This window comes from Marivita sp., from assembly GCF_051859345.1.
Taxonomy (GTDB): Bacteria; Pseudomonadota; Alphaproteobacteria; order Rhodobacterales; family Rhodobacteraceae; genus Marivita.
On the sequence record NZ_JBHYFV010000005.1, the window covers coordinates 1 to 20,518 of the forward strand.

Genomic DNA, 20,518 nt, shown 5'->3' on the forward strand with positions numbered 1-20,518 from the left:
AGCCACACCGCGACGCATGGTGCCTTCGGCGCGCTCGCACATGGCATCGGGACATCCGAGGTGGAACACGTTCTGGCGACCCAAACGCTGATCCAGCGCAAGGGCAAGAACATGAAGGTCGAAATCACCGGCAAGCTGAGCCCCGGTGTCACGGCAAAGGACATCACCCTGTCAGTGATCGGGAAAACCGGAACTGCTGGCGGCACGGGATACGTCATCGAATATTGCGGCGAAGCGATCCGCGATCTGTCGATGGAAGGTCGGATGACCGTGTGCAACATGGCCATCGAAGGCGGTGCACGGGCTGGTCTGATTGCGCCGGATGAAAAAACCTTCGAGTACGTCAGGGGACGGCCTCACGCCCCGAAAGCCGCGCAGTGGGAAGCAGCGCTGGCTTGGTGGAAGACGTTGTACTCTGATGACGACGCGCATTGGGACAAGGTCGTGACCATCAAGGGCGAAGACATCGCGCCTGTCGTGACATGGGGTACGTCGCCAGAAGACGTCTTGCCGATCACGGCTGATGTGCCCGCTGCCGAGAGCTTTGAAGGCGGCAAGGTTGGCGCCGTGCAGCGGTCTTTGGACTATATGGGGCTCAAGGCTGGGCAAAAGCTGTCGGATATCGAGATCGACACCGTTTTCATCGGCTCCTGCACCAATGGCCGGATCGAAGACCTGCGGGCGGCAGCTGAAATCCTGAAGGGCAAGAAAATTGCAGTGAAACGGGCGATGGTTGTGCCCGGTTCGGGACTTGTGCGTGCGCAGGCCGAAGAAGAGGGTCTCGCGGATATCTTCAAAGAGGCGGGTTTCGAATGGCGTCTTGCGGGATGTTCCATGTGCCTTGCCATGAACCCCGATCAGCTTTCCCCGGGCGAACGCTGTGCGGCCACTTCGAACCGCAACTTCGAAGGTCGTCAAGGCCGGGGTGGTCGGACGCATTTGATGTCGCCCGCGATGGCAGCGGCTGCTGCGGTGACCGGGAAACTGACCGACGTTCGGGAGATGATGTAATGGAAAAATTCGAAAAACTCACCGGGATCGCGGCACCCATGCCGTTGGTGAATATCGACACAGATATGATCATCCCCAAGCAGTTCCTGAAAACGATCAAGCGGTCGGGTCTGGGTGTGAACCTGTTCGATGAGATGCGCTATGATGACAACGGAAACGAGATCCCTGATTTCGTGCTGAACAAGCCGCAATACCGCGAGGCAGAGGTTCTGGTGGCAGGCGACAATTTCGGCTGTGGATCATCGCGCGAACATGCACCTTGGGCGCTCAAGGATTTCGGAATCAAGTCGGTCATTTCCACGTCGTTCGCCGACATATTCTACAACAACTGTTTCAAGAACGGCATTCTGCCCATCGTGCTGCCGAAAGAGGCAGTCGATGTGCTGATGAAGGACGCCGAGAAAGGGTCCAACGCGCGGATGACCGTTGATCTCGAAAACCAGGTTGTGACAAGTTCGGATGGAGAGAGCTTTGCCTTCGAAGTGGACAGCTTTCGCAAGCACTGCCTTATGAATGGTCTGGACGATATTGGCCTGACCATGGAAAAGGCGGCCGCGATCGACAGCTTTGAAACTCAGGCTTCACAGGCCCGTCCCTGGGTTTGAAACTCCGGTAAGCGTGATAGGAAAGGCCGTCCTTCTGGGCGGCTTTTTCAATTCGGAGGTCTGGATCGACGTCCTACCAGATGTTGTGGTCGTCTGATGCGCTGCCATATTTTGCCGAGCGGCCTGATGTAATCGCGCACCAGTTTCGGTGTAACTCCAATGATTTCACAGGGATAAAGCATCACCAGAGTTGAGCGGACATCCGAACTTGGGCAAAACTGGGGCGATAATGAGGCAGTCCGTCGATCCCGGCGGCACAAATTCGGAACAAGGTTGCGGCATCGTATCGCTTCCGTCCGATTTGAAGGGAAACCAGAGTGGTCAAGCGGATCATCGGATCAGCTGTGCGTGCGCTGTTGATGGCATTTCTCATGGCGGTTCCATCCCTGGTATTGCCGGGGACGTCCAGTGATGCTGCCCAATTGGCGGCACTGGTCGCTCTGGTTGCAGCTGTCGTGACATTTGCTGAATACAACAGTGAGTACCCGACCTTTCTGGAATTCCGGAACGCGCCACCGTTCAACCGGCTGCGATTTCTTGCGCTGTTCTTTTGTGTGTGGTTTGCGTCCCTGCTGATCGCCTCTGAGGCGCGTGATCCGGCATTGCCGCCGACCCTGCTCGAGAATTTGGCAGTCAGTGCGAAGTCAATGCTGGACTTCCCGTTCTCACCGGTCCGCCTTATATCAATTACATTCGCAGATTTGCCTGCGCCTTTTGATGTGGACGGGGCGACGCGAATTGCCAGTCTGCTATTGCTGGTGACGATGATTGCGTTGCTCTTGTTCTGGGTTCACGCGCGGTTCATTTTCTGGCCGATCCGCAAGCGTGCCTTCAATTTCTGGATCAATCTGCCCTTGTTCGACCCGACATCCGGGCGTGATGTCTTGTTTCGGCTCAAAAGGGACGCACATTTTAACCTCGCGTTAGGGTTTTTGCTGCCATTCCTGATCCCGGCATTGCTGCGCTTGTGGATCGGGGCCTTTGACGCCTCGATGCTTGCGGTGCCGGAAGCCTTGATCTGGGTGCTGTGCGCGTGGGCCTTTTTGCCACTGACATTGATGATGCGCGGGATCGCGCTGTTCCGGGTGGCCGCGCTGATCGAGGAAAAACGCCGACGCGCCTATGCACAAGAGGACGAGTTGCAGATTGCCTGATCAGCGCGCTTGTCGGTCTGCTATTGTCGGCATCGGGTCTTTGGGCGAAAGATGTGCGACTGGCACTGTGGCATGCGCCTGTGACCCGGGAAGGGCCGGGGCTCTTGTTGCGGGATCTGCAAAAACGGGATGTTGATTTGGCGGCATTTGCCGAGGCGCTAGGCACTGCGAACGCTGACATTATTGTCCTGACGCGGTTCGACTACGATTCCAATGGGTCCGCCTTGGCCGAATTTTCGAAGATGATCGACGGCGGCTATTCCTATCATGTGCCGTTGTGGTCGAATGCGGGGATACCAACCGGAGAGGATATCGACGGTGATGGCCGTTTGGGGGAACCCGAAGACTCCCAGGCCTTTGGTCGATTTCCCGGGCAAGAGGCGCTTGCCGTTCTGTCGCGCTTTCCAATCGCGCTGGATCGGTTGCGATCATTCAACGACCTGCTTTGGCGGGACATGCCGGGCACACATATTCAACCCGAGGACACGGGGGTCTCTGTTCAGCGTGTGTCGAGCGGTGGGCACTGGAGTGTGCCTGTTCAGATCACCGGTACTGGTGACGACGGTCTGCAACTGACACTTCTGATAGGGCATGCAGGAGCACCTGTGTTTGACGGACCCGAAGATCGGAACGGGCGGCGCAATCTTGATGAGATTCGGCTGTGGGAACAGATTCTGGACGGGCAGCATGGACCGCCTCCTCAACGTCCCCTGGCGTTCATGGCCAACACCAATCTTGATCCGAAACGTGGCGACGGTTACCGCGATGCGATGTCTCAGTTCTTGGCGCGGCCCGGATTTCAGGACCCGCTGCCCGATCTTGTGACGGCAAAGTGGGACAATCCCGGCCCGATGCGGGTGTCGTACCTTTTGCCCTCGTCTGACCTTCGCGTTCATTCTGCCAAGGTCTGGCCTGTGCTTTCGGATCAGCAGCATGCGCTGATTACGGTGGACATATCGCTGCCCGATACGCCCCTGCCTTGACCATAGAGGCTTGCAAGGCTAGGCGAAGCTTAACTCAGTTGATCAAAGGACTCTGATGATGAGCAACGCTTCGCTATTGATTTTGCCCGGTGACGGGATTGGCCCCGAAGTTATGGCTGAGGTACGCAAGATCATTGACTGGTATGGTGCCAAGCGCGACATGCAGTTTGACGTGAGCGAAGACCTTGTCGGCGGTGCCGCATATGACAAGCATGGCACGCCATTGCATGACGACACGATGGCAAAAGCACTGGAAGTGGACGCTGTTCTGCTTGGTGCGGTGGGCGGCCCGAAATACGACGTTCTGGACTTCAGCGTGAAACCAGAACGTGGCCTGCTGCGTCTGCGCAAAGAGATGGATCTTTTTGCAAACCTGCGCCCGGCGCAGTGTTTCGATGCATTGGCCGATTTTTCATCTCTGAAAAAGGACGTGGTTGCGGGTCTCGACATCATGATCGTGCGAGAACTGACCAGCGGCATCTACTTTGGCGAACCGCGGGGCATTTTCGAAGAGGGCAATGAGCGTGTTGGCATCAACACCCAGCGCTATACCGAAAGCGAGATCGACCGCGTCGCGCGATCCGCGTTCGAACTTGCCCGCCGTCGCGGCAACAAGGTCTGTTCGATGGAAAAGGCCAACGTGATGGAATCGGGCATCCTGTGGCGCGAAGTCGTCCAGAAAGTGCATGACGAGGATTACCCGGATGTCGAGCTGTCGCACATGTATGCAGATGCGGGCGCGATGCAGTTGTGCCGCTGGCCCAAGCAGTTCGATGTGATCGTCACGGACAACCTGTTTGGCGATCTTCTGTCGGATGCGGCAGCGATGCTGACAGGCAGCCTTGGAATGCTGCCGTCGGCCAGCCTTGGCGCACCGATGGCGAATGGTCGTCCGAAAGCGCTGTACGAACCCGTACATGGGTCGGCCCCGGACATTGCCGGGCAGGGCAAGGCGAACCCGATTGCCTGTATCCTCAGCTTTGCAATGGCGCTGCGCTATTCCTTCGATCAGGGCGATGAGGCTGCACGCCTTGAAGCGGCGATCGAGACCGTTCTTGCCAATGGTGCGCGGACCGCTGACCTGATGGGACCGGAAGACGGCACTCCGATGTCCACGTCTGAAATGGGCGACGCCATCGTCGCAGCGCTCGACGCGAGCCTGTAAACCAATCAAGGGGCCAGCCATGTCTTCGAACGTCAAAGGAGCTTTGCTGGCCCTGATCGCCTTCGGCCTGTTTTCGACTCACGATGTCTTCATCAAGACTCTTGGGGCGCATTATTCGCCGATTCAGATCGTGTTTTTCAGTGTGCTGCTGAGCTTTCCGCTTGCCACAATCATGCTGATGCGGGATGGAAAACCCGGAACATTGGTTCCGGTGCATCCATGGTGGATGGCGGTGCGCACTGTTGGCGCCGTGGTCACCGGGGTTTCGGCATTTTATGCGTTTTCAGCACTCCCGTTGACGCAGACCTACGCCATTCTCTTTGCTACGCCGCTTGTCATCACCGTCTTGTCGATACCGATACTCGGGGAGGTCGTGCGCCTGCGCCGCTGGATTGCGGTGATTGTCGGCCTGCTTGGTGTGATGGTGGTATTGCGGCCCGGGTCAACCGACCTGACGCTTGGCCATGCCGCGGCGATATTGGCAGCGTTTGGTGGAGCGTTTGCATCCATCGTCGTCCGCAAGATCGGGGCAGAAGAACGCACAGTCGTGATGCTGCTGTATCCGATGGTGGCGAATTTCGTGTTGATGGGGGCTGCCCTGGCTTTTGTCTACAAACCGATGCCGATCGAACATCTGGGCATGCTTGCCATCATTTCGATCATGGCATGGATCGCCGGACGGGTCATCATCGCAGCCTATCAGACCGGAGAGGCCGCAATCGTTGCGCCGATGCAGTATTCTCAGATCCTTTGGGCGACCGTTTATGGGCTGCTCTTTTTCGGGGAAACCACGGATCTCTATACCGCTGCCGGCGCGACCATTATCATCGCTTCGGGCATCTATATTGTCTTCCGCGAAAGCAAGGCCGGCACGTCGAAAAACACCCCGGTCCTTCGCACAAGAAGCCGGATTGGCACACCGTCCACGTTACGCCTGAGCGGTCTGATGTCATCTGGCCGGTCTCGGGATCGAAACACCCCGGTGGACAAGTGATTCTGGGCTGGAAGGTCATGTCGGTTCATCGGCTTGATGTGACTTTCGTCAAATCAAGGCTTGTCAAACCTGCACGCTGGCAGTAGGTCCGCGGACACGGTCGGGCTGTAGCGCAGCCTGGTAGCGCACCTGCTTCGGGAGCAGGGGGTCGGAGGTTCGAATCCTCTCAGCCCGACCAATCACAAGATACCGTCGCGTTTACGCTGTTTTGGATGCGGACAGTCCGCCTGCGGCAAACGCCGGGACAAACGCACCCAATTCCAGTGCCTTTTCCGGGTTCGATGCGTTGCCATCCAACGCGCGGCGTTTGACCCCTTGCAGGATCGACGCCATGCGGAAAAAGCAGAACGCAAGGTAAAAGCCAAAGCGGTCGATGCCCGGCAGACCCATGCGCGCGCAATAAGCGTCGACAAAGGCCTGGTCTTCGGGAAGTCCCAGGGATTTGCGATCCACACCTGCCAACCCGCGCCCCGCGTCTCCGGGGGGCAGGGACCATTGCATGATCACCGCCGCGAGGTCTGCATAGGGGTGTCCCAGCGTGGAAAGTTCCCAGTCAAGCACCGCAACGCATTTCGGGCTGTCGGGGGCAAAGAGAAGGTTGTCGATGCGGTAGTCGCCATGCACCAGCGTCACCCGTCCATCATCCTCTGGCAGGTTCGCCTGCAACCAGTTGATCAATGCATCCATATCCGGGATCGCCTCGGTTTCGCTGGCCCGGTATTGCTTTGACCAGCGGTCGATCTGGCGTTGGTAGTAGTTCCCTTTCGGACCATAGTCGGCAAGACCGGTTGCTGCCAGATCGACAGAGTGGATCGCTGCCAGCACGCGGTTCATGTCATCAAAAATTGCCGCGCGGTCATTCGGACCGAGGTCTGGCAAACGCGGATCGACAAAGGTTCGCCCGGCGAAATAATCCATGACGTAGAACATCGACCCGATCACGCTGCCGTCTTCGCAAAGCGCGTGCATCCGGGTCACCGGCACATCTGTCCCTGCAAGCGCGCGCTGAACACGGAATTCGCGGTCTACCGCATGGGCCGATTTCAACAGCTGACCGAGTGGTTTCCGACGCAGGACATATGCACCGGACGGCGCGCTCAGTTTGAAGGTCGGGTTGGATTGCCCTGTTGCGAATTTCTCGGCCTGTATCGGCCCGCGAAAGCCGGGAACCTGTGCTGTCATCCATGCCTCGACAGCTGCGGTATCCAACGCCGTATTCATCCGTTGGTATATTTGCGCAATTCGGCGCGGGCCACCTGGCGTCGGTGTACGGCGTCGGGGCCATCCGCAAAGCGCAGTGTTCGCAAATGCGTCCACATCCGCCAAAGCGGCGTATCCTGGCTGATCCCGGTAGCGCCGTAAAGCTGCATCGCTTCGTCCACCACCTTGAGAGACATGAGCGGTGCCACGACCTTGATCTGGCTGATCCAGGGCTGTGCGGCACGGGTGCCTTGAGTGTCCATCATCCACGCCGCCTTGAGGCACAAGAGACGCGCCTGTTCGATCTCCATCCGGGCATTGGCGATAATGTCGTAATTGGCACCCAGCTCAACCAAGGGTTTGCCGAACGCCGCGCGGTGCAGACCCCGCCGACACAAGAATTCCAGCGCTTTCTCGGCAAGACCAATGGAGCGCATGCAGTGGTGAATACGCCCCGGCCCCAAACGCCCCTGCGCGACTTCAAAACCGCTCCCTTCGCCAAGGACGATGTTCTTGGCCGGGATGCGGACATCCATGAACTTGATATGCATATGCCCATGTGGCGCGTCGTCCTGTCCAAACACATGCATCGGGCGCAGCACCTCGATACCGGGTGTGTCTGGGTCCATCACGAACATCGTATGACGGCTGTGCTTGGCCGCATCCGGCGCGGTGCAGGCCATCAGGATATAAAGGCCGCAGCGCGGATCACCCGCGCCCGAAATCCAGTATTTCTCGCCGTTCAGAACCCAATCATCACCGTCCTTATTGGCTTCGAAAGCCAGCTGCGCGGCGTCGGACGAGGCGACATCGGGTTCCGTCATCACATAAGCCGACCGGATTTCCCCATCGAGCAATCGGGTGAGCCAGCGGTCTTTCATCCACTGGTCACCATAGCGTTCCAGCACTTCCATATTTCCGGTGTCCGGGGCGGAACAGTTGAACACCTCCGCAGCAAGGTGAACCTTGCCCATCTCTTCAGCCAGGTAAGCGTATTCGACGGTGCTCAGGCCGGTGCCCTTGTCACTGTCCGTCAGCCAGAAGTTCCACAATCCACGTTCCTTGGCCTTGGCCTTCAGTCCATCCAGGATTTCGATCTGGCGGTCCGTATGCTGAAACCGATCCCCGCTCGGATGCGCACCAACCTCCGCGTGGAATTCTGCGTCCAGCGGTGCGATCTCGGTCTCGACCATGTCCCGCACTTTCGCAACGAGCGCCTCGACAGGTTTTGACACTCCAAGGTCCATGCCAACCTCCCTCCAATTTCTTTCACCCTAGGCTGGGGACGACGGAACGACCAGAGCACTCCTGGCCTTCTTTGGGCTCAAAATACCTCGGGGGTCTGGGGGCAGAGCCCCCAGCCTGTCGGATTGGCGCAGCCAATTCGAACCAATCAAAAGTCCAGGTTTTCGACACTCAGCGCGTTCTGCTGGATGAATTCGCGGCGCGGTTCCACCACGTCGCCCATCAGCTTGGTGAACAGATCATCCGCCTCGGTCATGTCATCGACCTTCACCTGCAACAGCGTGCGCGCATCCGGGTCCAGCGTGGTTTCCCAAAGCTGATCCGGGTTCATTTCGCCCAGACCCTTGTAGCGTTGATAGGTCAGCCCCTTTTCGCCTTCTTCGAGAATGGCATCCAAAAGGTCAAGCGGACCATAGATCATCTGCTTGCGATCCTTGCGCACCAGTTGCGCGGGCAAATCGTACACCGCCTGCAAACTTTCGGTAAAGCTGCCGGTCTTGCGGGCTTCGCCGGACCGGAGCATCGGACCATCCAGCGTGCGCACCTCTTCCACGCCGCGCAGGATACGGGCAAGGCGGATGCCGCGGTCCTGGGTGATCCGGCCCTGCCAGCCGCGTTCGTATTCCAGAGCGATCAGGTCAAGACGTTTGGCCACCTTGTCGGCCACACCCTGAAGATCAGCGTCCACAGCCCCTGGAACAAAGCCCCCGGCAATCGCGGTCTGTTCAAGGATATGGCGCGGATAATGCGTCGGGAAGGCGTCGAGCACGCGTTTGAGTTGGCGGGCTTCTTCGACAACACGAACAAGGTCCTGCCCAAGGATGGTCTCGCCATTGCCCTGCAAAAGCTGTGCGCCATCGGTGCCCTGCTGGATCAGGTAATCCTCCATTGCGGCCTGATCCTTGAGGTAGACCTCGGATTTGCCCCGCATGACTTTGTAAAGCGGGGGCTGCGCGATGTAGAGATAGCCGCCTTCGATCAACGCGGGCATTTGCCGGTAGAAGAACGTGAGCAAGAGCGTCCGAATGTGCGCGCCGTCCACGTCGGCATCCGTCATGATGACGATCTTGTGGTAGCGCAGTTTCGAGATGTTGAATTCATCGCGCCCGATCCCGGTTCCCAGCGCCATCACGAGGTTGCCGATTTCCTGGCTGCCCAGCATCCGGTCAAAGCGCGCGCGCTCGACGTTCAGGATCTTGCCCTTGAGCGGCAGAATGGCCTGTGTGCGGCGATCACGACCTGTCTGGGCCGACCCGCCAGCGCTGTCACCCTCGACGAGGAACAGTTCGGTCTGCGCCGGGTCTTTTTCCGAACAATCCTTGAGCTTGCCCGCGAGGAAGTTCACATCCATCGCAGTCTTGCGCCGGGTCAGTTCTCGGGCCTTGCGGGCGGCTTCGCGGGCCAGTGCCGCTTCGACGATCTTGCCGACGATGCGCTTGGCCTCGTTCGGGTTTTCCTCGAACCATTCGGACAGTTTTTCGTTCACAAGGCTTTCCACGGCTGGGCGCACTTCCGACGAGACCAGTTTGTCTTTTGTCTGGCTTGAGAATTTGGGGTCCGGCACCTTGACCGACAACACGCAGGTCAGACCTTCTCGGGCATCGTCGCCAGTGAAGTTGACCTTCTCTTTTTTCGCGATGCCCGAGGACTGCGCGTAGTTGTTGATTGTCCGGGTCAGCGCGCCGCGAAAGCCCGCCATGTGGGTGCCACCATCGCGCTGGGGGATGTTGTTGGTGAAGGGTAGCACGGTTTCGTGGTAGCTGTCGTTCCACCACATCGCCACTTCAACGCCAATCCCGTCGCGATCGCCAACCATGAAGATCGGTTCCGGCATGACCGGCGCCTTGGAGCGGTCGAGATATTTCACGAATTCCCGCACACCGCCTTCGTAGAAGAGCTCGGATTTGACGGGTTCGGCCGGGCGTTCGTCTTCGAGGATGATGCGCACCCCGGAATTCAAAAACGCCAATTCGCGGAGTCGCTTTTCCAAGGTATGGAAATCATAGTCGAGGTTCGAGAAAGTCGTGAGCGAGGCAAGGAAACGGACCTCGGTGCCTTTGTTGCCCTCCGCGTCACCCACCATTTCGAGGTGCTTGACTGTATCGCCGCGTTCGAAACGGGCAATGTGTTCCTTGCCATTGCGCCAGACGCGCAGTTCGAGCCAATCAGACAGCGCGTTCACCACCGAAACACCGACGCCGTGCAGACCGCCCGACACCTTGTAGGAGTTCTGGTCGAATTTGCCGCCTGCGTGCAGTTGGGTCATGATGACCTCGGCCGCTGACACGCCTTCTTCCTCGTGGATGTCGACGGGAATTCCGCGCCCGTTGTCCCGCACGGACACGCTGTTGTCGGCATGGATTTTGACCCGCACGAAGTCGGCATGACCAGCCAGGGCTTCGTCAATTCCGTTGTCGACGACTTCGTACACCATGTGGTGAAGGCCAGAGCCGTCGTCGGTGTCACCGATATACATTCCCGGACGCTTGCGAACAGCTTCCAAGCCTTTGAGAACCTTGATGGAATCCGCGCCGTATTCTTCGGGAACCTGTACGGGGTCTGCCATGTATTTACCCTTTGTTTTTCTGTCTATTTTATACGCGAAAGCCAAAGGGTTGTCACGCGACAGACACAAGATTTAGCGGTGTGCTGTTTCATGCAGCGGACGACCTGTCAGGTGGTGTCGCGTGCTGTGACGACAGTGCCGTCTTCAGACTCCGTGACCTCGAAATACTGGGCACGCGGACCCAGTTCCGAGAATAGCTCTGCGCCTGTCCCCGTCATCCACGCCTGAGCACCAAGAGCGCAGATTTCATCGTAGAGCGCAGCGCGGCGGGTCGCATCAAGATGCGCTGCAACCTCGTCCAGAAGAACAATTGGCGGCGCGCCAAAATCGTTGACAAGCGCACGGGCATTGGCGAGCACCAGGGAAATCAGAAGCGCCTTTTGTTCGCCGGTGGAACTGTCGGCGGCGGGCACACCCTTGGCGGCGAAGACACCGTAGAGGTCAGCGCGGTGTGGGCCAACAAGAGTACGCCCGGCGGCCAGATCGCGAAACCGGCTTTCCGCGAAGGCCACACGCAGCTCGGCCTCGGTATCAGGCATTTCACCTTCGGTCTGGATCAGATCAAGTTGGGCTGCCGGAAACTGTGTGCTTGCCTGATCCTGTGCCTGTCCAATCCGCTCCAGAGCGCGTTGGCGATTTGAGTGGATCTGCGCTCCGGACTGCGCCATCTGAGTCTCAAGAGCCTTGTACCACATCGGGTCGCGGACTTGATCCTTGAGCAGACGATTCCGTTCGCGCATGGCTTTTTCGTAGGTCAGGGACGTTTCGCCATGGCTCGGGAAAAAGCTGAGCGTCATGCGATCCAGAAACCGCCTGCGCCCTTCGGCACCTTCGATCCAAAGGCGGTCCATAGAGGGGAGCAGCCAGAGAAGACGCACCAGTTCACCAAGACGGGTCTGGGGCGCGGGTTTGTCGTTTATTCTGAGCTGACGGGGGGCGCCCTGTTCGGACTGAAACGCAATGTCCTGAAGACCCTCGGGTGTTTCGACAAGGCCGCTGACTTTCCAACCCAGAGCCTCGGGGCGGCGGGTCATGTCCTGAGCAGAGGCGCGCCGCATTCCGCGACCGGGGGAAAACAGCGAAACCGCTTCGATCAGATTGGTCTTGCCCGCACCGTTGAGCCCATAAAGCACAACAGGCCGTGCGTCCGGATCAAGCGACACATGCAGGTGAGAGCGGAAATGCGATAGTGTGAGGCGGTTGAGATGAAGCGGCAACAGCGCCCCCGTTCGCGAGGTTACACCCGCATCGGCATGACGACGTACACGGCGCTGGTGTCATTGCCTTCGCGCATCAGGGTTGGATCGCCTGCCGAGTTGAACATGAAAACGGCGTTTTCGCGGTCCACCTGGCTTGCAATCTCAAGCAGATACTTGGCGTTGAAACCGATTTCCAGCCGGTCGTCACCATAGGCCACGGCGAGTTCTTCTTCCGCCGCACCGCTGTCAGGCGCGTTGACGGACAGGATCAGGCGGTCTTCGTCCAATGACAACTTCACAGCGCGCGACCGTTCCGAGGATACGGTCGCGACCCGATCCACAGCCTTTGCAAATTCGGCGGCGTCCACTTCGAGCCGTCTCGTGTTTCCCTGCGGGATCACGCGGGTGTAGTCGGGGAAGGTTCCGTCGATGACCTTGGAGGTCAGGGTGATGTCGGGGGTCGCAAAGCGGACCTTGGTTTCCGATACGGACACGGCGATCTGCATGTCATCGTCATCAAGCAGCTTTCGCATCTCACCCACGGTTTTGCGCGGCACGATCACGCCAGGCATATCCGCGGCACCGTCCGGCAGCGGCGCGTCGATCCGGGCAAGGCGATGGCCATCGGTGGCCACGCAGCGCAGAACCTTGCCGTCTTCGCCATCCGCGACGTGCATGTAGACACCGTTCAGGTAATAGCGGGTTTCTTCGGTCGAGATCGCGAATTTCGATTTGTCGAACAGCCGGCGCAGCACCGGTGCAGGGGCCGAAAAGTTCGCGCTGTATTCCGACGATGCCATCACCGGGAAATCTTCTTTTGGAAGTGTTGCGAGCGAGAAGTTGGAGCGGCCTGCTTCGACGGTGAGGCGACCGGACGCGCTGTCCTCGGACAAGGAGACAAGCGCACCATCCGGCAGTTTCCGGACAATTTCGTGCAAAGTCACGGCGGACACGGTTGTCGCACCCGCGCGTTCGACCTGGGCCACAGCGCGGTCGACCACTTCGATATCAAGGTCCGTCGCCCGGAATTGAACCGTGTCACCCTCGGCTTCGATCAGGACATTGGCCAGGATCGGGATCGTGTTGCGCCGTTCGACGACGGATTGCGCCTGCGACACCGCCTTGAGCAGTGTTCCGCGTTCCATGCTGAATTTCATGCGTTTATCCCCCGACTGGCCGGACGCCGACAGTAACCCGCATCAGGGTTGCTCTCCAAGCCCTTGTTTTGCAATTTCTTGGCCGGATTGCGCGCAGGGTCAAGGGCGGGCATGCAGTAAGACACGCCACAACCCCATTTGTTGTGTCTGTGTCTCAGGCTTCGAGCGATCTGCGGAGCAATTCCACATCTTCCGCGATCTGGGCATCCAGTTTTTTCAGCTCTTCGATGCGCTTGACACCGTGCATGACGGTTGTGTGGTCGCGCCCCCCGAAGTGGCGTCCGATTTCAGGGAGCGACCGGGTGGTCAATTGCTTGCACAGATACATCGCGATTTGGCGCGGACGGGCAAAGGTACGCACCCGCTTGGGGCCGACAAGATCGGAGTGGCGGATGAGGTAATGATCCGCGACCTTGCGCTGAATCTCTTCGATCGAGACCTTGCGTTCCGACACGCGCAGAATGTCGGTCAGGCATTCCTGTGTCAGGTCCATCGAAATCGGTTTTCCAACCAGCGATGCAAAGGCAAACAGTCGGGTCAGAGCGCCTTCAAGGATGCGGACGTTGCTGACGATCCGGGCCGCAAGAAATTCAAGGATACCGCGTTCGACCTCAAGGCCGGGATACATCCGCGAATACATTTCGGACTTGGACTGAAGAATACCAAGCCGCAATTCGTAATCCGTTGGATGCAGATCGACAACCAATCCGCTTTGAAGGCGAGACCTGATGCGGTTCTCAAGATCCTTGATCTCGTCCGGGGCACGGTCTGCGGAAATGATGATCTGCTTGTGCTGATCCACCAGCGCGTTGAAGGTATGGAAGAATTCTTCCTGCGTGCTGTCCTTGCCCGCGATGAATTGGACATCGTCCACCATCAGCACATCGACCGAGCGGAACAATTCCTTGAAATCCATCATCTTGCGGTCACGCAGGGCTTGCACGAAGCGATACATGAACTGTTCGGCGGAAAGGTTAAGCACGTTCAGGTGCGGCTGCCTTGTGCGCAACTCCCATGCGATCGCGTGCATGAGGTGCGTCTTGCCGAGCCCGACGCCACCGTAAAGAAAGAGCGGATTGAACGTGACCGGACCACCTTCGGCGACACGGCGGGCTGCGGCATGTGCCAATTCGTTCGGTTTGCCAACGACAAAGGTGTCAAAGGTGAACCGCTTGTCGAGCGGCGATCCGTTCAGCGTATCGGCCAGCGCGTTGGACTTTGTCTGAACCGCAGGGGCGGCCACGGGTTCGGGCGCGTGTTGCGGTTTGCTGGTCACAGCATCCTGGCCCACAGCGACGGTATCAAACACGACGCGCCGGATGGACGGATTGCATCGTGTGATCTTGGACAGCAGCAGGTCGCCGTAGTTTTGCGATACATAGTTGCCGAAAAAGTTGGTGGGGACCTGGAAGCGGGCAATGCCGTCTCCCGAGCCGATGTAGATCAGTGGTTCAATCCAGCTTTGGAAGCTATTTGCGCCCATCGTTTGATGAAGTTCATCTCGAATTGTACCCCACTGGTCTTTTGTCATCTGTCCCTGTTCCACTGTCGGCGTGTGTCGCCACACGCTATTCCTCTGATCGGACGACATTCTTGTGTCCCCCATGCGGCACATCTGGGAAAAGACGACTGATGGCCGGATCAGAACAAACTGGTCGACCAAACAAATGGGTCTGGGAACACATGGCAACTGGTGTTCGCTACAGCCCTGACATCCTACGGACGAGGCGGTTGATATTCTATCAATTATGTCGCCAGACCAAAATCGAAGCAGATTGTCATATCGATTTTGAACCGGCGGCGCCTGTCCCCCCAACAGCGATGTGACTCGCTGTGTCGATTTATAAAGGTGGAAGAGAGTGCTTCAACTGAACTTCGTTATTGACTCATGCAAAGCCCGAAAAGAATCTCTGACCGGTGCAAAGCTGCGCAAGCGCCAAGAAAAAACGCCGCTCTGCATAGAGCGGCGTCTTGATTTCTTAACGTAGTTGCGTCAGCCGACGATTCTTAACCGAGTGCTTTGACGCGGGACGACAGGCGCGAAACCTTGCGGGATGCGGTGTTCTTGTGGAACACACCTTTGGTCACGCCCCGCATGATTTCGGGTTGCGCCGCGCGCAGAGCTGCAGTTGCCGCTTCCTTGTCGCCGGATGCGATTGCTTCTTCTACTTTGCGGAGAAATGTACGGATGCGCGAACGACGCGCCTTGTTGATGGCAAAGCGCTTTTCGTTCTGCTTTGCACGCTTCTTTGCCTGGGGCGAATTGGCCATGTGATCTATCCTGGTTCGTTATGTTCAAATCGGGTTGCATATGAAAGCACGCCCGGAACCATCGACCGGATCGAATCTTGCCTAAGCGGGCATCACACGCATGTAGCGGGGCGTATAGCCCCAGATTTCCCTTATGAAAAGGCCCCTTTTTGCGATCAACGGTCGCGGAACTGGGGAGTCCGTTTTTCAAGGAAGGCGGCCATACCTTCTTTCTGGTCTTCAGTGGCGAACAGCGAATGGAACAATCGCCGTTCGGCAAGCAGACCCTCGCTTAGCGTTGTCTCGTATGCACGATTGACCGCTTCCTTGACGGCAAAGGTTGCCAGCATGGATTTCTCTGCAATCTTTGATGCGGCAGATTGCGCCTCTTCCATCAGGGATTTTGCAGGAACCACACGACTCACCAGACCTGAGCGCTCGGCTTCGTCGGCATCCATGAAACGACCTGTCATGTGCATATCCATGGACTTGGATTTGCCGACAAAGCGCGTCAGGCGCTGCGTGCCGCCAATACCTGCGACAACACCAAGGTTGATTTCAGGCTGGCCAAACTTGGCGGTATCGGCGGCGATGATGAAATCGCACATCATGGCCAACTCGCACCCTCCGCCCAGCGCATAGCCAGCGACCGCCGCGATCACGGGCTTGCGTGTTTTGCAAACGGCAAGCGATTCTGCACCGAAGAAGTCGGACATGAACATCTCGACAAACGTCTTTTCGGACATCTCCTTGATGTCAGCGCCGGCGGCAAACGCCTTGGCAGACCCTGTGAGAATGATGCAACGCACTTTCTCGTTGGCATCCGCGTCTTCCAGTGCGGTTGCCAACTCAGACAGCAACTGGCTGTTGAGCGCATTAAGCGCATCGGGCCGGTTCAGTTTGATGGTAGCAACGTGATCTTCGATTTCGACGATGATCGTCTCATAAGCCATGTGTGAGGGCTCCGTGCGGTGATCTCAGGAATGCAGCCTTACGCATCTGATCGGCACCGTTCAAGCTATCTTTGACAGGTCGGGCAATAGAAGGTGGACCGCCCTGATTGCACGATCCTGCGTATGGTCGAGGCGCATCCGGGTGTGCGACAGGGTTCGCCTTCACGACCGTAGACATCAAAGCTGTGCTGAAAATATCCAAGCTCTCCATCAGCTTGCCGGAAATCACGCAAGGATGATCCGCCTGCTTCTATCGCCTCGTTCAGAACGTCGCGAATGACGGGAACCAGACGGGAAATCCGATCTTTTGACACGCGACGCGCTGGGCGGGTCGGATGAATTTTTGATCGAAACAGCGCCTCGCAGACGTAGATATTGCCCAACCCGGCAACGGTTTTTTGATCTAGCAGCGCGGATTTCATCGGTGTGTTCCTGTGGGCAAGAGCGCCACGAAGATAGCTTTCGTCAAAGCCGTTACCGAGTGGCTCTGGTCCTATGGACGCCAAAAGTGGATGCGTTTCGGCACCATCGGTTGCAAATAGGTCCATGGCACCGAAACGGCGAGGATCGTTAAAGGTGATGCGCGCACCAGTCTCCATGTGCAGCACGACATGGTCATGTTTCTCGGGCAAGGGATGATCATGGACAAACTGACCCAGCGGGTCGCCCGAGACCAGCATTCGTCCGGACATTCCAAGGTGGATCAGCGCGGTCTCCTGGCTGTCGAGATCGACAAGGATGTATTTCGACCGACGCCGAAGCCGCAAAACGCGACTGCCGGTCAAACGCTCTGCCATGTTTTCTGGAAAAGGCCAGCGCAGATCGGGGCGGTTGACCTGCGCCTTCGCGATGACATTTCCCTCCATCACAGGCGCCAGCCCGCGTCGTACCGTCTCAACCTCTGGCAATTCGGGCATTCGGGCTGTCCTGTCTCGTGTCGTCGCATTGTAACGCCGTGTGGGCGCTCTATAAGAAAGTCTGGCACGGGAAACGACAAGGCTTATGGCAGACGAAAATCAATCCACCACGCATTTCGGCTTTCAGGATGTGCCTGAAAACGAAAAGGCAGGCCGCGTACAGGGTGTATTCAGCTCTGTCGCGTCAAAATACGATGTCATGAATGACGCCATGTCGTTCGGGATCCACCGCGTGTGGAAAGACGCGATGATGGATTGGCTCGCGCCGCGTGCGGGTCAGAAGCTGTTGGATGTTGCAGGAGGGACCGGGGATATTTCCTTCCGGTTTCTCAAACGCGCGGGGCGTGGGCATGCGACAGTGCTTGATCTGACAGAACCCATGCTTGTCGAAGGCCGCAAGCGTGCCGAGGCGAGTGCGATGGGCGACAGTCTTGATTGGGTGGTCGGTGACGCGATGCATCTGCCATTCGAGAACAATACGTTTGATGTCTACACCATCTCTTTCGGCATCCGGAACGTCACGCGTCCGCAAGAGGCGCTGAACGAAGCGTTTCGTGTGCTGCGCCCCGGTGGACGATTGATGGTGCTGGAGTTCAGCCAGATCCCGAATGAATTGATGCAAAAGGTCTATGACCTCTACTCGTTCAACATCATTCCGCGCCTGGGGCAGGCCATCGCGAATGACCGTGACAGCTATCAGTACCTTGTCGAATCGATCCGCAAGTTTCCCGATCAGGACACGTTCCTTGGCATGGTTCGGCAGGCCGGGTTCGAGAATGCCAAGTTCCGCAATTTAAGCATGGGCATCGCCTGTCTGCATTCGGGCTGGAAAATCTGACGTGAGAGGACCGCACAATATCCTGCGCCTGATCCGTACGGGCGCGACGCTGGAACGTACGGGTGCGATGGGCGTGGTTCTTGATGCGTTCGATGCGCCCAAACCGCTGCGCCTTGCCGCGCGGCTGCTTGGCTGGCCGTTCAAATGGCTTGGTTACTACGGTGACCCATCCATGCCCCCAGCCCCGCGTGCGCTGACGGCGCTGGGCCCGGCCTATATCAAGTTCGGTCAGGTGCTCAGCACACGCCCCGATGTTGTGGGTGACGAGATGGCAAAGCAACTGCGCGTTCTGCAAGACAAGCTGCCGCCGTTCTCGGTTTCCGAAGCCAAGAGAATGGTCGAATCCGAACTGGGCGTCCCCATCGATACGCTGTTTTCTGAATTCAGCGAACCGGTCGCTGCCGCGTCTATTGCGCAGGTTCACAAGGCCAAGCTGGCGCAGACAGGGGAAACCGTTGCAGTCAAAGTGCTGCGCCCACACATCGAGAAAGACTTCCGCAAGGATATCGACGCCTTCTACTTTGCGGCGAACATGATTGAGCTTTTGTCGCCATCGTCGCGTCGGTTGCGGCCCATGGACGTGATCACGCATTTTGAAGGTGTGGTCATGGGAGAATTGGACCTGCGGCTCGAATCGTCGGCTGCTTCGGAATTTGCAGCAAACACCGCGCAAGACCCAGGGTTTCAACTGCCCGCGATCAAGTGGGACATGTCCAGCCGTCGGGTGATGACACTGGAATGGGCCGAGGGTCTTCCGCTGGGCGACAACGACGCCTTGGACGCGGCTGGCCATGATCGCGCGGCGTTGAGCGAACGTGTCCTTCAGCTTTTCCTTCAGCACGCGCTGCGTGATGGTTTTTTCCACGCGGACATGCACCAGGGTAATCTCAAGGTTGCGGCAAACGGTGATATCATTGCGCTTGATTTCGGGATCATGGGGCATATCGACGAATACACCCGTCGGGTCTATGCCGAGATTCTCTATGGTTTCATCAGGCGCGACTACAAACGCGTGGCCGAGGTGCATTTTGAAGCCGGCTATGTACCCAATGATCGCGATGTCGATGAATTTGCGCGAGCGTTGCGCGCGGTCGGTGAGCCGATTTTCGGGATGGATGCCACGCGTATTTCCATGGCTCGTCTGCTCAGCTACCTGTTCGAAGTGACGGAGCGCTTCGGCATGGAGACGCGGACGGAATTGATTCTGTTGCAACGGACGATGGTGGTGGTTGAAGGTGTGGCACGGTCGCTTGATCCCAGGATGAACATCTGGGACGTCGCAAAGCCCATTGTCGAGGACTACATCAAGACAAGCATCGGACCGCGTGCCTTTGCCAAGGATCTTGGCAAGACAGCTTTGGTACTGGCCCGTTTCGGACCGCGTCTGCCAGGGCTGATGGAACAGCTTTTGATCGCTCAGGCGCAAGACACACCTGAACCGAAATCCAATACAATCAGGACAGCCGTGTTCTGGTCGGTGATCGGTGCGGTGGTTGGCGGCGGTCTGGTCGCCTTGTTTGAGGCGCTTTTCTGATCGGTCTCTCCAAACCGTAACCAAATCCTAACGCTCTGGCCCTTAGGTTCTGCCAAACCGCAGAATGCGAGGGCCGTTCGGTGTACGGGATGTTGGTGAAATCCATTGCGTTTGGCATGCTGATCGCATGGGCAGGTGCGTCATCGTCAGATGCCAGCATTTGTGACGCCGCCGCCCAACGTGCATCGGCCAAGACGGGTGTTCCGGTGGATGTGATGCTGACCATCACGCGGCTGGAAACCGGGCGTGGCAGCAAGGCGGATCCATGGCCGTGGACGGTCAACCATGCCGGCAATGGCTCTTGGTTCAACACCGAAGACGACGCGCGGTCCTATGTGTTCTCCAAGGTGAAACGCGGAGTGTCGAACATTGATATTGGTTGTTTCCAAATAAACTATCGCTGGCATGCCGAGGGGTTTCGCTCTTTGGATGATATGTTCGATCCGGATCTGAATGCGCTTTATGCGGCAGAGTTTCTGACCCGGCTTTATGGCGAATTCGGTAACTGGACAGACGCCGCCGGAGCCTATCACAGCCGCACACCGGAATTTGCAAACCGCTATTTGTCCAGATTTCGCGAACTGCAAACACTGGTCGCAAACTTGGACACATCAAAACCGACAGCGGCTGATCACGGATCAACCCGCCCCTTGTTTGCCCAGGTCGGAACGGCCCGGCCCGGGTCCGTCTTTCTGTCAGAAGCTACAGGCGCGCAGCCCTTTATCACATTGGGAAAGACAAACTGAT

18 protein-coding genes and 1 tRNA gene are annotated in these 20,518 nt (G+C 57.8%); 10 read left to right on the forward strand and 9 right to left on the reverse strand.

What is annotated here, in order from left to right:
- The 7 genes from leuC to ACTIEN_RS04945 form a co-directional block, all read left to right on the forward strand.
- A partial coding sequence (gene leuC / locus ACTIEN_RS04915) for a 3-isopropylmalate dehydratase large subunit (RefSeq protein WP_439522000.1) occupies window positions 1-1,011 on the forward strand: 1,011 nt, incomplete at its 5' end.
- Window positions 1,011-1,616, forward strand: coding sequence for a 3-isopropylmalate dehydratase small subunit (gene leuD / locus ACTIEN_RS04920; RefSeq protein ID WP_439522001.1), 606 nt, complete (start codon window positions 1,011-1,013; stop codon window positions 1,614-1,616). The genes leuC and leuD, both read left to right, overlap by 1 nt.
- A gap of 317 nt (window positions 1,617-1,933) precedes the next feature.
- The gene (locus ACTIEN_RS04925; protein WP_439522002.1) at window positions 1,934-2,770 is read left to right on the forward strand and encodes a hypothetical protein; all 837 of its coding nucleotides are present in this window, start codon (window positions 1,934-1,936) and stop codon (window positions 2,768-2,770) included.
- A 53-nt stretch (window positions 2,771-2,823) separates the two neighbouring features.
- The gene (locus ACTIEN_RS04930) at window positions 2,824-3,753 is read left to right on the forward strand and encodes an endonuclease/exonuclease/phosphatase family protein (RefSeq protein WP_439522003.1); all 930 of its coding nucleotides are present in this window, start codon (window positions 2,824-2,826) and stop codon (window positions 3,751-3,753) included.
- 58 nt (window positions 3,754-3,811) lie between these two features.
- Complete coding sequence (gene leuB, locus ACTIEN_RS04935; RefSeq protein ID WP_439522004.1) at window positions 3,812-4,918, forward strand: 3-isopropylmalate dehydrogenase; 1,107 nt, start codon at window positions 3,812-3,814, stop codon at window positions 4,916-4,918.
- 19 nt (window positions 4,919-4,937) lie between these two features.
- Window positions 4,938-5,912 (forward strand): DMT family transporter, encoded by a 975-nt coding sequence (locus ACTIEN_RS04940; protein WP_439522005.1) that lies wholly within the window; start codon window positions 4,938-4,940, stop codon window positions 5,910-5,912.
- A 101-nt stretch (window positions 5,913-6,013) separates the two neighbouring features.
- Window positions 6,014-6,090 (forward strand) — tRNA-Pro (locus tag ACTIEN_RS04945).
- 20 nt (window positions 6,091-6,110) lie between these two features.
- On the opposite strand, the gene ACTIEN_RS04950 is transcribed toward ACTIEN_RS04945, so the two are convergent.
- The 9 genes from ACTIEN_RS04950 to mutM all read right to left on the reverse strand — a co-directional run bounded on the left by ACTIEN_RS04950 (window position 6,111) and on the right by mutM (window position 17,399).
- A complete protein-coding gene (locus tag ACTIEN_RS04950; protein WP_439522006.1) occupies window positions 6,111-7,094 on the reverse strand; it encodes a phosphotransferase family protein in 984 nt (327 codons plus the stop codon).
- Window positions 7,095-7,129: 35 nt separating this feature from the next.
- The gene (locus tag ACTIEN_RS04955; protein ID WP_439522007.1) at window positions 7,130-8,359 is read right to left on the reverse strand and encodes an acyl-CoA dehydrogenase family protein; all 1,230 of its coding nucleotides are present in this window, start codon (window positions 8,357-8,359) and stop codon (window positions 7,130-7,132) included.
- A gap of 146 nt (window positions 8,360-8,505) precedes the next feature.
- Window positions 8,506-10,923, reverse strand: coding sequence for a DNA topoisomerase (ATP-hydrolyzing) subunit B (gene gyrB, locus ACTIEN_RS04960; RefSeq protein ID WP_439522008.1), 2,418 nt, complete (start codon window positions 10,921-10,923; stop codon window positions 8,506-8,508).
- A gap of 107 nt (window positions 10,924-11,030) precedes the next feature.
- On the reverse strand, window positions 11,031-12,140 hold the full coding sequence (recF, locus tag ACTIEN_RS04965) for a DNA replication/repair protein RecF (RefSeq protein WP_439522009.1): 1,110 nt from the start codon (window positions 12,138-12,140) through the stop codon (window positions 11,031-11,033).
- A gap of 20 nt (window positions 12,141-12,160) precedes the next feature.
- Entirely contained in the window at window positions 12,161-13,279 is a 1,119-nt protein-coding gene (gene dnaN, locus ACTIEN_RS04970; RefSeq protein ID WP_439522010.1) for a DNA polymerase III subunit beta, read from the reverse strand.
- A 154-nt stretch (window positions 13,280-13,433) separates the two neighbouring features.
- A complete protein-coding gene (gene dnaA, locus ACTIEN_RS04975; RefSeq protein WP_439522011.1) occupies window positions 13,434-14,810 on the reverse strand; it encodes a chromosomal replication initiator protein DnaA in 1,377 nt (458 codons plus the stop codon).
- 476 nt (window positions 14,811-15,286) lie between these two features.
- Window positions 15,287-15,550 (reverse strand): 30S ribosomal protein S20, encoded by a 264-nt coding sequence (gene rpsT, locus ACTIEN_RS04980; RefSeq protein ID WP_439522012.1) that lies wholly within the window; start codon window positions 15,548-15,550, stop codon window positions 15,287-15,289.
- 155 nt (window positions 15,551-15,705) lie between these two features.
- The gene (locus tag ACTIEN_RS04985) at window positions 15,706-16,482 is read right to left on the reverse strand and encodes an enoyl-CoA hydratase (RefSeq protein ID WP_439522013.1); all 777 of its coding nucleotides are present in this window, start codon (window positions 16,480-16,482) and stop codon (window positions 15,706-15,708) included.
- 65 nt (window positions 16,483-16,547) lie between these two features.
- A complete protein-coding gene (mutM, locus tag ACTIEN_RS04990) occupies window positions 16,548-17,399 on the reverse strand; it encodes a bifunctional DNA-formamidopyrimidine glycosylase/DNA-(apurinic or apyrimidinic site) lyase (RefSeq protein WP_439522014.1) in 852 nt (283 codons plus the stop codon).
- Between the two features lie 85 nt (window positions 17,400-17,484).
- Between mutM and ubiE the strand changes: the two genes are divergently transcribed.
- The 3 genes from ubiE to ACTIEN_RS05005 all read left to right on the forward strand — a co-directional run bounded on the left by ubiE (window position 17,485) and on the right by ACTIEN_RS05005 (window position 20,517).
- Entirely contained in the window at window positions 17,485-18,237 is a 753-nt protein-coding gene (ubiE, locus tag ACTIEN_RS04995; RefSeq protein ID WP_439522015.1) for a bifunctional demethylmenaquinone methyltransferase/2-methoxy-6-polyprenyl-1,4-benzoquinol methylase UbiE, read from the forward strand.
- A gap of 1 nt (window position 18,238) precedes the next feature.
- Window positions 18,239-19,771, forward strand: coding sequence for a 2-polyprenylphenol 6-hydroxylase (gene ubiB, locus ACTIEN_RS05000; protein WP_439522016.1), 1,533 nt, complete (start codon window positions 18,239-18,241; stop codon window positions 19,769-19,771).
- An 89-nt stretch (window positions 19,772-19,860) separates the two neighbouring features.
- Window positions 19,861-20,517: a lytic transglycosylase domain-containing protein gene (locus ACTIEN_RS05005; protein ID WP_439522017.1), complete on the forward strand. Its 657-nt coding sequence runs from the start codon at window positions 19,861-19,863 to the stop codon at window positions 20,515-20,517.
- Window position 20,518 lies beyond the last annotated feature (1 nt).